Origin of the sequence: Parafilimonas terrae, from assembly GCF_900115755.1 — a bacterium.
Taxonomy (GTDB): Bacteria; Bacteroidota; Bacteroidia; order Chitinophagales; family Chitinophagaceae; genus Parafilimonas; species Parafilimonas terrae.
The window spans coordinates 87644-103147 of sequence record NZ_FOXQ01000002.1 but is presented as its reverse complement, the minus strand read 5'-3'; the positions used below and the strand labels follow the sequence as shown (position 1 = coordinate 103147).

Below are 15504 nucleotides of genomic sequence, written 5' to 3'. Positions count from 1 at the left end.
AAAGAGCATTATATCTAAATTTTATGAATTGCACGCGTATACTTACTTTTAGCGTTAGTAATTTCAGGCAGCAGTATGATAGTCTCATTCGGTAATTCTGATACAAAAAAAATATGGAATGGCACCAGGGTTAAAAAAGTTCCTAATGAAATTCAAAATATAGGGAGAAGAAAATTAAGAATGCTGAACAACTCTGTTGACATTTCTGATTTAAGGATACCGCCTTCAAACAGGCTGGAAAAATTATCAGGAAACCTGAAAGCGTTTTACAGCATAAGAATAAATGACCAGTGGAGAATAATTTTTAAATGGGGTTCAGGCAATGCTTCTGAAGTTGAAATAATTGATTATCATTAAATTTTTTTCAATGGCAAAACTTAAAAACATACATCCGGGGGAAATTCTTTTAGAAGAGTTTTTGCAACCGCTTAATATTTCTGCATATAAACTTGCAAAGGATATAGAAATTCCGCAAACGAGAGTCTCTGAAATTATTAAAGGAAGAAGACGAATCACTGCTGACACAGCTTTAAGGTTAAGTAAGTATTTCGGCAATTCAGCAAAATTCTGGCTTGGCCTTCAGGATGATTTTGATATAGAAGAAGAAACAATAATTAAACAAACAACGCTGAAATCAATAAAAACTATCAATACGGAATTAGCTTAAAAACCTTTTTATTACTGCTGTTCGTATAGTAAAACCACTTGGCAATCAAAACTCTCCCATGCAGGAATCCACTTCAAAAAAGTTTAAACAATCATTCAGCCTGCTCGATGCTACCATGATTGTGGCGGGCTCTATGATAGGCTCCGGTATTTTTATTGTAAGCGCCGATATGACACGCACCGTCGGTTCTGCAGGCTGGCTTATTTTGCTTTGGATATTAACCGGCGTGCTCACATTGATTGCCGCATTAAGTTATGGGGAATTAAGCGCCATGTTTCCAAAAGCAGGCGGGCAGTATGTTTATCTTAAAGAGGCATATAATCCTTTAACCGGCTTTTTGTATGGATGGAGTTTTTTCGCTGTTATCCAAACGGGAACTATCGCCGCTGTGGGCGTTGCCTTCAGCAAATTTGCTTCCTATATTTTTCCTTCATTGGGCGAAGCCAATATACTGGCAGATATTGGCTTTGTAAAAATATCGGCGGCGCAAATAACCTCCATCCTCTTAATTATTTTTCTCACAGCAATAAATACAATGGGTGTAAAAGAAGGAAAGATTATTCAAACTTTTTTTACGCTTGTAAAACTGGCAGCTTTATTCGGGTTGATAATATTTGGTTTTATGGCCGCCAGTAAAACCACATGGGATACCAATTGGGCAACGGGTTTTTCTTTCGGAAAAATGGATGGCGATATGCTGGTTCCATACATAGGCTTTGCCGGCATTGGCGCTATATCAGGTGCAATGGTAGGCAGCTTGTTCAGCAGCGACAGCTGGAATAATGTAACCTTTATTGCCAATGAAATTAAAAACCCGAAACGCAATATCGGCCTGGCGCTTTTTCTCGGAACGCTTATCGTAACATTAATTTATACGGCCACCAATTTAATGTACCTCGCAGTAATGCCTTTACAGGGCATTGCCAATGCAGAAAACGACCGCGTGGGCGTGGATGCTGCCAAACTTATTTTCGGGAGCGGCGGCACCGCTATTATTGCCGTAATGCTGATGGTGTCAACATTCGGGTGCAATAACGGCCTCATACTTTCGGGCGCCAGGGTGTATTATACTATGGCAAAAGACGGGTTGTTTTTTAAGCAGGTGGGAAAATTAAATAAGAATGCGGTGCCTGCACGCGGCTTATGGATTCAATGCCTGTGGGCAAGCGTTTTATGCTTAAGCGGCCGCTATGGCGACCTGCTGAATTATATCATCTTTACCGTGCTGATCTTTTATATTCTTACCATCATTGGCATATTTATTTTGCGCAAAAAAAGGCCGGATATCCCCCGCTCTTATAAAGCTTTCGGCTATCCTGTATTACCTATGTTGTATGTAATTGCCGCAAGCATTATCTGCATCTCCTTACTCAAATACAGGCCTGACTATACCTGGCCCGGATTAGGTATTGTATTATTGGGCATTCCCATTTATTATTTTGTGTGGAAACACAAACATGTAATTGAGGAAGCGCCGGAAGATGATGAAGCACTGATGAAAGAATAATTTTCCCCAGGCAAAAAAGTGTATATACCAGTCAAAGGCTTTGTTGCATTTTACACAAGTTGGCATTTCATTTATTATTTGTAATATTGACATTTAATAGACATATCCATATTAACTGTGTAAGAACGATATTGTATTTGCCAACATTCAAACAAGTATTAAAAACAAGCCTGATGAAAAAAAATTTTAAATGCGTAGCCGCCGCATGTCTTCTTTTAAATATAGCCATAGCTCAAAAACCGGATTACCCCATTCAGCCGGTGGCTTTTACACAGGTGCATTTAACTGATGATTTCTGGAAACCGCGTTTGGAAACAAATGCCACCGTTACTATTCCGTATATTTTAGATCAATGCCGCGTGCATGGAAGAATTGATAATTTTTTAATAGCGGCACATAAGAAAAAAGGCAAACTCACCGTATATCCTTTTGATGATACAGACTTATATAAATTGATTGAAGGCGCCTCATACAGCCTGCAGGAAAAATATGATGCCAGGCTGGACAGGCAGTTAGATACGCTCATAAACATCATTGGCGCGGCACAGGAACCGGACGGTTATTTATATACTTTTCGTACAGCCGGTGTTATTGATGCTAAACAAACTACCAATACACCTCACGACTGGATTGGCAGCAAACGCTGGGAAAAAGATTCTGTTTTAAGCCATGAATTATACAACAGCGGCCACCTGTACGAAGCAGCCGTAGCACATTATGCAGCCACCGGTAAAAAATCTTTATTAAATATTGCTATAAAGAATGCCGACCTGCTGGTTAAAACTTTTGGGCCTGATGGTATTCATGAATATCCGGGCCACCAGATAGTAGAATTAGGCCTGGTAAAAATGTACCGCGCCACCGGCAAAGAAGATTATTTAAAGCTGGCTAAATTCTTTCTCGATGTTCGCGGCCCTAATGGCGAAACCTATAACCAGGCCGATAAAAGGGTGGTTGACCAAACGGAAGCAGAAGGCCACGCCGTGCGTGCCGCCTACATGTACACCGGCATGGCCGATGTGGCAGCCTTAACGAATGATACGCGCTACTTAGATGCCATTGATACAATATGGGATGATGTTACATGGCGTAAACTGTACATCACCGGCGGCATTGGCGCTACCAACAATGGCGAGGCTTTTGGCGAGGCTTACGATTTGCCCAACATGAGCGCTTATGCAGAAACCTGTGCCGCCATCGGCAATGTTTACTGGAACCAGCGCATGTTTTTACTGCACGGCGATTCTAAATATATGGACGTGCTGGAACGCACGCTGTACAATGGTTTGCTCAGCGGCATATCTTTAAGCGGCAACCGTTTTTTTTATCCAAACCCATTGGCTTCCGTGGGCCAGCACCAGCGCAGCGCCTGGTTCGATTGCGCCTGCTGCATCTCTAATATGACGCGGTTTTTACCTTCTATGCCGGGATATATTTATGCACAGGATGCAGATGACCTCTATGTAAATTTATTCGTGAGCAACAATGCTACCATTAAATTAAAAACAACTGATGTAAAACTGGTGGAGCAAACAGAATATCCCTGGAAAGGCAAAGTGGATATAACGGTTGAGCCTGCTAAAACAAGCAGTTTTACCATGCATATACGCATTCCGGGATGGACAAGAAATGAGCCGGTAACGGGCAGCAGCCTGTATGCTTTTTTGGATAATGATGCTGCAGTTATTCCTGTGTATATAAACGGCGAAAAAATAAATTACACCCTGCAAAATGGTTATGCTGTTATTAACCGCACCTGGAAAAAAGGCGATAAAATAACCGTGGATTTTCCAATGGATATTCAGAAGGTAACTGCCAATGCAAAAGTAAAAGCCGATGTGGGCCGCTTTGCTTTACAACGTGGCCCGGTAGTGTATTGCGTTGAAGGCGTTGACCAGAAAGACAGTTCAGTAATGAGCCTTGTTGCCGATACGGGTTCTGTGTTTAATGCCGTATATAAACCCGGTGTTTTAAACGGCATTACAGAGATTAATTTTACAGGCTACCAGGCCACAAAAAATAATGCTCCCGCTTCACCGGCACAAACCATAACCGCTATTCCTTATTATAGCTGGAACAACCGCGGCAGCGGCGAAATGGAAGTGTGGATACCTTATAAAGCCGGTATTGCAACGCCCAAAGCAGAGCCTACCATTGCTTCAAAAGCAACCGTTACATCATCTGTAAAAAATGTACTTATGCTTAAAGCGGTGCACGACCAGTATGAACCATCAGACAGCCATGACCAAAGCATGGGCTATTTGCATTTCTGGCCTGAAAAGGATACAACGAAATGGATACAATACGATTTCAATTCAGCTTATACCATTTCAAAAAGTAAAGTGTATTGGTATGATGATAAACCTTCGGGCGGCTGCGATTTGCCGGCATCATGGAAACTATTATACAAGCAGGGCAATGAATGGCTGCCGGTGAACAACACCAGTGATTACGAAATTGCAAAAGACAAATACAACACAGTTGAATTTAAACCTGTAACAACTACGGGATTAAGACTGATTATTCAATTGCCAAAGAACGATGCCGCCGGTGTGCATGAATGGATAGTGGAATAAGTTTTGGCAAATGATGGTAACTTGCCTGCATGAACAACCATCTTTTTGACAAAGAGATTTATATCAGCAGGAGAAAACGCCTTGCAGAAAATGTGGGCGGCGGCCTTATAGTTTTATTGGGCAATGAAGACAGCCCGATGAATTATGCAGATAATTGCTTTCCCTTCAGGCAGAACAGCACATTTCTTTATTATTTTGGTTTGGATGTTCCCATGCTTGCCGCCATTATTGATGTTGATAACAGCAACGAAATTATTTTTGGCAACGATGTAAGCATGGATGATATTATCTGGACAGGCCCGTTGCCTTCCATCGCAGCGCTTGCAGCCAATGTTGGCGTTACCGCTACACAACCATACCATAAAATTGAAGCGGCTGTTCAAACGGCAAAATCAAAACAGCAGCCTGTGCATATACTGCCGCCTTATCGCGCAGAAAATAAAATAAAACTATCGCAATGGCTTGATATAAGTTTAAATGATGTATCACAATCAGCTTCATTAAAATTAATTAAAGCTGTTATTGCGCAAAGGGAATGCAAAGAAGCCTGTGAAGTGGAGCAATTAAACAATGCAGTTTCCATAAGTGCGGATATGCACCTTGCTGCCATGCAACTGGCAAAGCCCGGCATGATGGAATATGAAGTGGCGGCAAAAGTGGAAGCAATAGCTTTAGCAAATAACGGGCGTTTATCTTATCCAATCATTCTTACAGTAAACGGGCAAACATTACACAACCATTATCATGGCAACAAATTGAAAGAAGGTGATATGGTTTTGATGGATGCCGGCGCTGAAAATGCAATGCATTATGCAGGCGACCTTACCCGCACTTTCCCTGCAGGAAAAACATTTTCAACGCGGCAAAAAGAAATGTATAATGTGGTGCTTGCTTCGCTGAACCATGCAACACAATTATTAAAGCCGGGCATTGAGTTCAGGGAAATTCACAGGCAGGCAAGTATTAAATTATTGGAAGGTTTAAAACAGTTAGGCCTTGTAAAAGGCAATGCGGAAGAAGCCGTGCATGCAGGCGTGCATACTTTATTTTTTCAATGCGGCGTTGGCCATGCAATGGGTTTGGATGTGCATGATATGGAAGACCTGGGCGAACAATATGTTGGTTATACCGATGCGCTTAAAAAGAGCAGGGAGTTTGGCTGGAAATCGTTGCGGCTGGCAAAACAATTAAAGCCCGGTTTTGTATTAACTGTGGAACCAGGCCTCTATTTTATACCGGAGTTAATTGATCGCTGGAAGGCTGAAAATAAACTGAACGATTTTATAAATTATGATGTGGTTGAACAATACAGGAATTTTACCGGCATTCGTATAGAAGATAATTATCTCATTACTGATGAGGGCTCTCAGAAACTTGGAAAACATCTTATAAAAGAAGCAGATGAAATTGAAGCAATAAGGCAGAATGCATGAAAAAAACTGCGAATTAATTTTAAAAAACTCCCCAAAACACTGCCTTTTTTCCGCGTAAAGCCGTTTCTTTTCCGCGTTTTCTTCAATCATTTTCCGCGTTTTACTGCTGCTTTCCCTTCCGGTGGGTTGCAATAACCTGCCACATACAAACCTGCGCGATGAAGCATTGATATTCTCTGTTCATAAAATAAAAAGCTGCCGGGTAGCTTTATTCTTACCATGAAATTATGTAGTGAAAAGGAGGTAACGATTAAAATCGGGACAGATAGCACAACAGAAGTGCCATGAAGCATTAACCGCTGATAACATACAAATGCCCTTCTACAGTAATATTCCCTGCAGAAACATATAAGCAATGGAAAAATAAATAACGATGCCGGTAACATCAACCAGCGTTGCCACAAACGGCGCGGATGATACAGCGGGGTCGGCGCCAAACTTCTTTAAAGCAATGGGCAGCATGGAACCACTTAATGTGCCCCATAAGACGACCCCAATTAAAGATATGCCTACGCTTATGGCAATTAATAACCAGTGTTCGCCATATAAATTTTCAATAACGCCATTTACCATTAGCATGTGCCATAAGAAAATCCGTATAAAACCAATAATACCCAAAATACCACCAAGTAAAAGGCCGCTTAAGATTTCGCGGCGCATTACCCGCCACCAATCGGTTAGTGAAATATCGCCCACGGCCATTGCCTGTATAATAAGCGTTGAAGCCTGCGAACCACTGTTGCCGCCGCTGCTCATAATAAGTGGGATGAACATTGCAAGTACGGTGGCCTTGGCAATTTCATCGTTATAACGCGCCATGGCTGTTGCCGTTAATAATTCGCCAAGAAATAATACAATAAGCCAGCCGGCGCGTTTGCGCACCAGTTTGAATAAAGGTGTATCGAGATAGGGCTCATCCAATGCTTCGGTACCACCAATCTTTTGTATGTCTTCGCTGAACTCTTCGTTGGCCACCCAAAGCATATCATCAATGGTTACAATGCCAAGCAGTATATTGTTATCATCGGTTACCGGCAGGGCAACGCGGTTATTCATTTTAAATACTTCGTTAGCATGTTCCTGGTCATCTTTCACGTGTAATGCAATTACACGTTCATCCATCAGGTCTTCAATTTTTTTATCGGGCGAAGAAAGAATTATATCGCGTATCCTTAAGTCATCAATCAGTTCGCCCCTGCGGTTAATTACATAAATAACATCAATAGTTTCCGAGTTTTTGCCCACCTTTCGAATGACGTTTAACACCTGTTCAATGGTATTGAAAGGATATACATAAATGTAATCCGGCGTCATTAAACGGCCCACGCTGTCTTCCGGGTAGCCGAGCATGGAAAGCGTTACTTTTCTTTCTTCGGGGTTGAGCAATTTTATTAAATCGCGTATAACTTCTTTGGGTAATTCTTCCAGGAAATCTGTACGGTCATCGGCAGGAAGCTCGTTTAATAATTCTGCTGTTTTAAACGAAGGCAGTTCCTGCACAATTTGTTTTTGCCGGGCAAGGTCAAGAATTTTAAATACGGCGGCGGCGCGGTTAATAGCCATATTGGCAATTATCTGCGCCTCATAATCGGGGTTGTCGTAAATAAGATCTGCAACGTCGCTAATATTCTGGTCGTCGAGAAACCTGCGTATAGCCTGAAGATCGTTGGCCTGCATCAGTTGGTCAAACTGTTCTGAAAGTGAAGGCTGTTCTAATTCAAAGCTCATGCGCGCAAATTAGGTAAACAAAAGTAGCTGCAAAGAAAAACAATATTAAATGTGCTGAATTAAAAGCCGCATATTATATTGTGGCCTAATCATAAACTTTTCATGATAGCAGCAGTAACCATTGGCAAATCGCCAAAACGCGGCAGGGGCGTATTTGCAGTGAAAAATATTAAAAAAGGCACAGTCATAGAAATATCCCCGGTAATTGTACTAACCCCTGAAGAACGCAAAGCCATAGAAAAAACTTTATTATTCCATTATATTTTTGAATGGGGCGATGATAAAAAGAAAGCCGCTGTTGCTTTGGGTTATGTCTCCATGTACAATCACAGCTACGATGCCAATTGCGAATATGAAATGGAATTTGGAAAGAAACGCATGACTGTGCGGGCTGTAAAAGACATTAAAGAAGGCGAAGAGCTTTATATAAATTATAATGCCACGCCAGATGATACAACGCCGGTTTGGTTTGATACGAAGTAAAGCAGCCTCTCACATTTTACCTGTATAATATCTGCACCGTTTGAGGTGTTTGCTGCTTTAAGATGATTTGTTTGTTACTGGTCATCTTAAAAAGTAAATCATCAGTATAATGCCTGATGGTTAGCAGCGAAAGGTCTTTTTCCACCTGAACATCAAAAATTAAACTGGCCGATGCTGCAAGCTGTTCAATTTTTTCAACACGGTCGTCCAAACATAACTGCAGGCTTATGGCCCCGGTTTGAATAAGGTTAGGTTTAATGTTTAATTCGCCAAGCATTTTATATAATTCACTCATAGGCTTCTCCCCCACAAAAGAAAAATCCTGGCTGTGCAAATGCATTAAAACCTGCTTCTCTTTTATGATGATAACAGGCGGAAGGTTTTTTACCTGTTTTTTATAAATGATGGTACCCGGCAACGAGGCATCTAAAAAACATTTCACATGCAGCGGTATGCCTTTGTTCTGCAAAGGTTTTATGGTTTTGGGATGAATGACCTGCGCACCGTAATAAGCCATTTCAATCACTTCATCAAAACTTAATTCAGGCATTAACTGCGCATCGGGAAATTGTTTGGGATCGGCGCTCATCACACCTTCCACATCTTTCCATATTGTCTGGCTTTCTGCATTCAATATATTGGCAAACACAGCGGCGGTGTAATCGCTGCCTTCACGGCCAAGCGTGGTGCTTTCATTTTCATCGGTGCTGCCAATGAAGCCCTGCGTTAGTATGATATTATTATCGTTCTCCTGTACGAGTTGTATAGTTTTTTTAGAGGTGTAATCCCAGTCAATATTTGCTTCCCTGAAATTATCATCCGTGCGGATAATATCCCGCACGTCAACCCATTTATTGGCAACGCCCGCTTCATTCAAATAATAACTGATGATGCAGGTGCTTAACAGTTCGCCGCAACAAACAACCTGGTCGTAGTAATAATCATATTCCTGCACAGGCTTATCATGCAGCAGCCATTCAACTTCGGTAAAAAAATTATTCAGTTGTTCATAACAGGCATTGTAATGCGTAACCAGTAAATATTTAGCGGTGGTAAGATGATTGTTTTTGATAACATTAAACAACTGCAGCGCTTCTTCTTTTTTACCGTTATAAAAAGCTTCTGTAACTTTTTCCAAAGCATTGGTTGTTTTGCCCATTGCAGAAATAATAACAATAAGCTTTTCATTTTTATAAGCCAACAGAATATCTTTTATATGCTGAATGCGCTCAACAGAATTTACACTGGCGCCGCCAAACTTAAATACCTTCATATATGTTATTTGAAAACCGCGCAAAGATAGCTGGCAGTTAGGTAAATCCTCTTAGGGCAAGAGTAACTGTAAATATTTTAAACGTTTGGAAGTTGTGTATATTTGAGAGAAAGCGAACATGCCAAAGCGGCAACTCGAAAATGGCAACAGGAGAATTTAAAATAACAATTCACATGGTTTCAAGCCTCGACGGAATTATTGCCAAAAAGGATAATAGCATTTCATGGTTTGATACATCGCACAATTATGATAAAGGCGTTGACGGGCAAGACCCGGAAGAGTTTCTAAAAACAATAGATTGCTATATAATGGGCTCACATACTTATGAACACGCTTTGGAACTTTCAAAATCTTACGGCTGGGCTTATGGCGAAAAGCCGACAATCGTATTGACAAACAGGAACCTGACAACCGATAAACCAAACATTGAATTTTATTCGGGCAACCTAAACAAACTTGTAAACGAACGACTGAAACCGAATTACAAAAATGTGTGGGTAGCAGGCGGCGCAATACTTACGAAAGAACTTATCCGGCAAAAATTAGCACACGAAATAAGGGTAAGCATTTTGCCAATTGTTTTAGGGGATGGGCTATTGTTTTTTGACAATATTGGACAAGAGCAAATACTGCACCTTAAAGACACGGCAGCATACAAAAACGGAATGATAGAACTATGCTACGAAATAAAAAAATAACAACAAAAAGCAAAGCAGCTTTCTTCTTCTCAATGTTTCCGTATATAGCTTGCCTTGCTCAGCTAAAGAACATTGTAGCCTGCGAAGCACAAAGCTTATTTTGCAGTAACCTTTGATTTACATCAATACGATTCTGTGTTTGAACGTTAGGTAAGGCTAAAAGACGGCTCAACGAAATAAAACAGAAAATAAAAAACTATGCGAAAATTATCACTCTTTATAGCTACAAGTTTAGACGGCTACATTGCAAAACCAAATGATGACCTCAGCTTTCTGAAAATAGTTGAAAAAGAAAAAGAAGACTACGGTTATTCGGCATTCATTGCAAACATTGACACGATTATTCTTGGAAGAAAAACTTATGATTACGTGCTTGAAAAAATAGGTCCCTCATATTATGACAACGGCCAGCGTGACATATTTGTAATTACAAGAACTGAAAAGCCGAAAACAGGCAGAACAATTTTTTACACAGGAGAGTTGGCTAAGCTGGTAAAACAACTAAAATCTGAAAATGGTAAGGACATTTACTGTGATGGCGGCGCAGAAATTGTAAATGAGCTTTTACGGCACGACTTGATAGACGAGTTTATAATTTCCATCATACCAATTTTGGTTGGTAACGGAACAAGATTATTTAAAGATAACAGGCCTGAACAACTACTTGAACTTTTGAATACAAAAACGTTTGATACAGGATTAACTCAACTACATTATAGGCGAAAAAAATAACGGTAAAAAACAAAAGCCGCCAGGAAAAACCTAATAGTTAACGTCGGTTTATTCTCCGGTATCACTTTGCACAGAACCAGAATAATTTCAACACAATTTTTAAGTTATTTAAATATCTTGGCTGCGTATTCACGATTGTTTAATTAGCCCAATAAATTATTAATGGCCTCCACAACTGTTACACAGCAAAAAAAACGTTTGCTTTCACTTGATTTTTTTCGCGGCTTAACCATTGCTGCAATGATTTTGGTAAACAACCCCGGCGACTGGAGCTATGTATATGCACCGCTGGAACATTCAACATGGAATGGTTGCACGCCCACCGACCTTATATTTCCTTTCTTCATATTCATGGTGGGCATTTCCATTGTATATGCCATGAGCTCTAAAAAGGCAGACAAAAGCCTGCACAAAGCGGCTATCTTAAAAGCTTTGTGGCGGTCAATAAAAATTTATCTCATCTATGTAATCATACATTTTTTGTTCGTATTCAATTTTCATCATTTCAGGATATTGGGTGTATTGCCGCGCATTGCTATTGTGTTTTTTATCTGTACTATTATTTATCTCAAAACAAATTTTAAAACCTGGCTTTGGTTATTTGCTATTATACTTATTGTGTATTGTTTTTTAATGACGGTAGTGCCCGTGCCCGGTTATGGTTACGCTATTCTTGAACCTGGTAAAAACCTGGCAGCATGGATAGATTATAATATTCTTACACCTGAGCACATGTGGAGCGGTACCAAAACCTGGGACCCCGAAGGTATATTAAGTACCTTACCTTCTATCGGCACTTGTTTATATGGCATAATGGTGGGCACCACATTAAAACGCACTGATAAAACAGAAGCGGAAAAAGTTGCATGGCTTTTAACTATTGCCGTTTTTTCTATAATGCTTGCATTAATATGGAATAACTGGTTTCCTATCAATAAAGCTTTATGGACAAGTTCGTTTGTTTTATACACCGGCGGTTTAGCCACAACCGGCCTGGCCGTTTCTTACTGGTTGATTGATGTGCATCACCGCAAAAAATATATCACGCCATTTGTGGCGTATGGTGCAAATGCAATCACAGCTTACGTTGCAGCCGATGTGGTATTAGCGGTTTTAAGCTGGATTCATCTTGACCTGGATGGCAAAACAGTAAACCTGCAGACATATTTATATCAAACTATTTTTGTTCCCAACTTCTCTCCCATTAATGCTTCGCTTGCCGGCGCTGTAACCTTTGTGCTGATATTAATGGTTCCGATGTTGATCTTATATAAAAAGAAAATCTTTTTAAAAGTATAAGCATAAAGTTCAATACAGTTAACCTGTATTATCACAGCCGGAAACTCATTATATTAAACAGTAAGATAGTTGAGCAAGCCTTTGTGTGTTTCCTTAACTTTACGCCTCTGATAATTGCATGCATACTCTTTTTAATAAACGATTGCTCATTACTGTTGCCGTTATAGCTATCCTGGTTATAACAGGTGGTTGGATAATTCATGAATCATCCAATAAAATTGATTTCAGCACACAGGTAAAACCTATCATCAACAGAAGCTGTATTACCTGTCACGGCGGGGTAAAAGCCAAAGGCGGTTTTAGTTTGTTATTCCGCGATGAGGCGCTTGCAAAAACGGAAGACAGTATATATGCCATTATCCCGGGTGATGCAGATGGCAGCGAAATGATACGCCGCCTTACATTAAAAGACCCTGAAGAAAGAATGCCTTACCAGCATGCGCCGCTTCCCAAAGAAGAAATTGAAATTTTGCGCAAATGGATTGACCAGGGCGCCAACTGGGGCGAGCACTGGGCTTATATTCCTTTAAAACCGGTTGAAGTACCGCAGCCAAAAAAGTTTTTTGGTTTGCTAAAATCAAAAAGCACATGGGCACAAAATGAAGTTGACAATTTTATTGAAGATAAATTCAGCGAAGCCAATCTTAAACCTTCGCCGCAGGCAGATAAAGCAACTTTATTAAGGCGCGTAAGCCTTGATATTATTGGCATGCAGCCATCAGATAATATCGCCAATAAATTTTTACAAAGCAATGATGACAATGCCTATAACGAACTGGTTGATTCATTACTGGCTTCAAAACATTTTGGTGAAAAATGGGCCAGCATGTGGCTTGACCTGGCGAGGTATGCTGATACCAAAGGCTATGAACGTGATGCAGGCCGCAATATATGGCGATATCGCGACTGGCTGATAAATGCCTATAATAACGATATGCCTTATGATTCATTTCTCATAAAACAAATTGCGGGCGATCTTTTAAAAGGCGCTACAGATGCCGATTATATTGCAACGGCATTTAACCGCAATACGATGACGAATGATGAAGGCGGCACCGATAATGAAGAATTCAGAACGGCCGCTGTGCTTGACCGTGTAAACACAACCTGGTATGGGGTAATGGGCACAACGTTTTCCTGCGTGCAGTGCCACAGCCATCCTTATGACCCATTCAAACATGAAGATTATTATAAGTTCATGGCTTTCTTTAACGATACCCGCGATGAAGATACAGAAGCCGACTACCCTTTGCTGCGCACATATAATAACGATACTTTACAGCAGGAACTTTCAACTGTTGTTAACTGGATAAAACAGAATGTGTCTGAAAAAAAATCAAAAGAAGTTTATACATTTTTAAAAACCTGGCAGCCCGCTTATAACTCACTTACCTGTGACAGCTTCACCAACAGTGAGTTGAATGATACCAAATGGACATCGTTCCGGAACCATGCAGTGTGCCGGTTAAAGAATGTTGATTTGGATAATAAAGACCGCTTGATATTCCGCTACCAGGGTTGGATGGCAGGCGGCGTTTGGCAAATACATCTTGATAGTGCAAAAGGTGAAACCATTGCAACCATTCCGCTGGCCAAAACAAACGGTTGGCAAATAACAGAAACTGCGCTTAAGCCTGCTACCGGCGTGCACAACCTTATTTTTACATACACAAACAATAATCTTAAAAAAGCAGTTGATGCCGGCGCACTGCTTGACTGGCTATATTTTACACAGGAATTTCCGGGAAAAGATAAACAGGGCTATGCCGCTATAAAAGATGATTACTGGAAGCTGTTGAAAGCAAATGTTCCCACCACGCCCATTATGATGGATAACCCGAAAGATATGCACCGTGCCACCTATGTTTTTGAACGCGGCAACTGGTTAACTAAAGGCGATAAAGTAACGCCCGGCGTACCGGCTTCTTTAAACAGCTTTCCAAAGAATGCGCCGCAAAACCGCCTGGGGCTTGCATTGTGGATTACATCAAAACAAAATCCATTAACTGCCCGCACTATGGCTAACCGCATCTGGGAACAGTTATTTGGAACCGGCCTTGCTGAAACGTTGGAAGACCTTGGCACACAGGGCAGTCCGCCTACGCATGCAGAGCTGCTGAATTATTTAAGTTACCAGTTTATGTACGACGATCATTGGAGCATAAAAACGCTCATCAAAAAGATTGTAACAAGTGCTACTTATAAACAAGATTCCAGGCTTACACCGGAACTTGAACAAAAAGACCCGCAGAATAAATTTTATGCACGTGCACCACGCATTCGTTTATCGGCAGAACAGTTAAGAGACCAGTCGCTTTGTATCAGCGGCCTGATGAGTGATAAAATGTTCGGCCCCGGCGTAATGCCTTACCAGCCAAAAGGTATATGGTTATCTCCATGGAATGGCGCCGACTGGGTGCAAAGCGAGGGCGAAGATCAATACCGGAGGGCCGTTTATACTTACTGGAAACGGTCTTCAGCCTACCCGTCTATGCTGGCATTTGATGGCGTATCGCGGGAGCTTTGTTCTGCCCGCCGCATACGCACCAATACACCATTGCAGGCGCTCACTACATTGAATGATTCAGCATACATTGATGCGGCACGTCATTTCGCATACCGCATGCAGCAATATGGTGGCGATGTTAAAACGCAGATCAGCAAAGGGTTTCAGCTTGCAACCTATCAGCAAATAAATGATAAAAGTTTGAATGCATTATTAAACCTGTATAATAAAGCGCTTAATCAATTCAACAATAATAAAAATGGAATTTGTGAGATGACGGGCGGTATGAATGAACATACAAATGCAGCAACCGCTGCGCTTATTGTTGTTGCAAATGCTATACTGAATTTGGATGAAGTGGTTACGAAGAATTAATGCCTGAACCGGGATTTATATGATTAATGGCTTTTGATGATTTTTATGTTGCCGGCAGCAGTAACTAATGGCATTGATTGTTGCGTCACCCCCTTGTACTTTCAGGGCAATTGAGCTTGCAGTATGTAACTCAAAGCTCTGAAAATTGGAGGCCACAAATTGTGATTTCCAATTAATAATACTTGATGTCGCAATTTGCAACATCAAAATAAAACGGACTTGAAATA

Annotated in this window: 12 protein-coding genes; 10 read left to right on the top strand and 2 right to left on the bottom strand. The window is 40.9% G+C overall.

Annotated elements, in window-relative coordinates:
- The first annotated feature begins 75 nt into the window (after positions 1-75).
- The 5 genes from BM015_RS05280 (at position 76) to BM015_RS05260 (ending at position 6183) form a co-directional block, all read left to right on the top strand.
- The gene (locus BM015_RS05280; protein WP_090655562.1) at positions 76-357 is read left to right on the top strand and encodes a type II toxin-antitoxin system RelE/ParE family toxin; all 282 of its coding nucleotides are present in this window, start codon (positions 76-78) and stop codon (positions 355-357) included.
- 10 nt (positions 358-367) lie between these two features.
- Positions 368-667, top strand: coding sequence for a HigA family addiction module antitoxin (locus tag BM015_RS05275; RefSeq protein ID WP_090656150.1), 300 nt, complete (start codon positions 368-370; stop codon positions 665-667).
- Positions 668-725: 58 nt separating this feature from the next.
- A complete protein-coding gene (locus BM015_RS05270; protein WP_090655559.1) occupies positions 726-2174 on the top strand; it encodes an APC family permease in 1449 nt (482 codons plus the stop codon).
- A 173-nt stretch (positions 2175-2347) separates the two neighbouring features.
- On the top strand, positions 2348-4750 hold the full coding sequence (locus BM015_RS05265; RefSeq protein WP_090655556.1) for a glycoside hydrolase family 127 protein: 2403 nt from the start codon (positions 2348-2350) through the stop codon (positions 4748-4750).
- 29 nt (positions 4751-4779) lie between these two features.
- Positions 4780-6183: an aminopeptidase P family protein gene (locus tag BM015_RS05260; protein WP_090655553.1), complete on the top strand. Its 1404-nt coding sequence runs from the start codon at positions 4780-4782 to the stop codon at positions 6181-6183.
- 321 nt (positions 6184-6504) lie between these two features.
- Here BM015_RS05260 and mgtE read toward each other — a convergent pair whose 3' ends face one another.
- On the bottom strand, positions 6505-7911 hold the full coding sequence (mgtE, locus tag BM015_RS05255; protein ID WP_090655550.1) for a magnesium transporter: 1407 nt from the start codon (positions 7909-7911) through the stop codon (positions 6505-6507).
- A gap of 102 nt (positions 7912-8013) precedes the next feature.
- Between mgtE and BM015_RS05250 the strand changes: the two genes are divergently transcribed.
- The gene (locus tag BM015_RS05250) at positions 8014-8394 is read left to right on the top strand and encodes an SET domain-containing protein (protein ID WP_090655547.1); all 381 of its coding nucleotides are present in this window, start codon (positions 8014-8016) and stop codon (positions 8392-8394) included.
- A 16-nt stretch (positions 8395-8410) separates the two neighbouring features.
- Here the strand turns inward: BM015_RS05250 and BM015_RS05245 are convergent, their stop codons facing one another.
- Positions 8411-9667 carry an aspartate kinase gene (locus BM015_RS05245; RefSeq protein WP_090655545.1) on the bottom strand — a complete coding sequence of 419 codons (1257 nt, stop codon included), beginning with the start codon at positions 9665-9667 and terminating at the stop codon, positions 8411-8413.
- A 140-nt stretch (positions 9668-9807) separates the two neighbouring features.
- Here BM015_RS05245 and BM015_RS05240 point away from each other — a divergent pair, with 140 nt between their 5' ends.
- The 4 genes from BM015_RS05240 to BM015_RS05225 all read left to right on the top strand — a co-directional run bounded on the left by BM015_RS05240 (position 9808) and on the right by BM015_RS05225 (position 15277).
- Complete coding sequence (locus BM015_RS05240) at positions 9808-10365, top strand: dihydrofolate reductase family protein (RefSeq protein WP_090655542.1); 558 nt, start codon at positions 9808-9810, stop codon at positions 10363-10365.
- Positions 10366-10563: 198 nt separating this feature from the next.
- Positions 10564-11097 (top strand): dihydrofolate reductase family protein, encoded by a 534-nt coding sequence (locus tag BM015_RS05235; protein WP_090655540.1) that lies wholly within the window; start codon positions 10564-10566, stop codon positions 11095-11097.
- A gap of 162 nt (positions 11098-11259) precedes the next feature.
- Complete coding sequence (locus tag BM015_RS05230; protein ID WP_090655537.1) at positions 11260-12396, top strand: acyltransferase family protein; 1137 nt, start codon at positions 11260-11262, stop codon at positions 12394-12396.
- A gap of 118 nt (positions 12397-12514) precedes the next feature.
- Positions 12515-15277 (top strand): DUF1553 domain-containing protein, encoded by a 2763-nt coding sequence (locus tag BM015_RS05225; protein ID WP_090655534.1) that lies wholly within the window; start codon positions 12515-12517, stop codon positions 15275-15277.
- Positions 15278-15504: the final 227 nt, after the last annotated feature.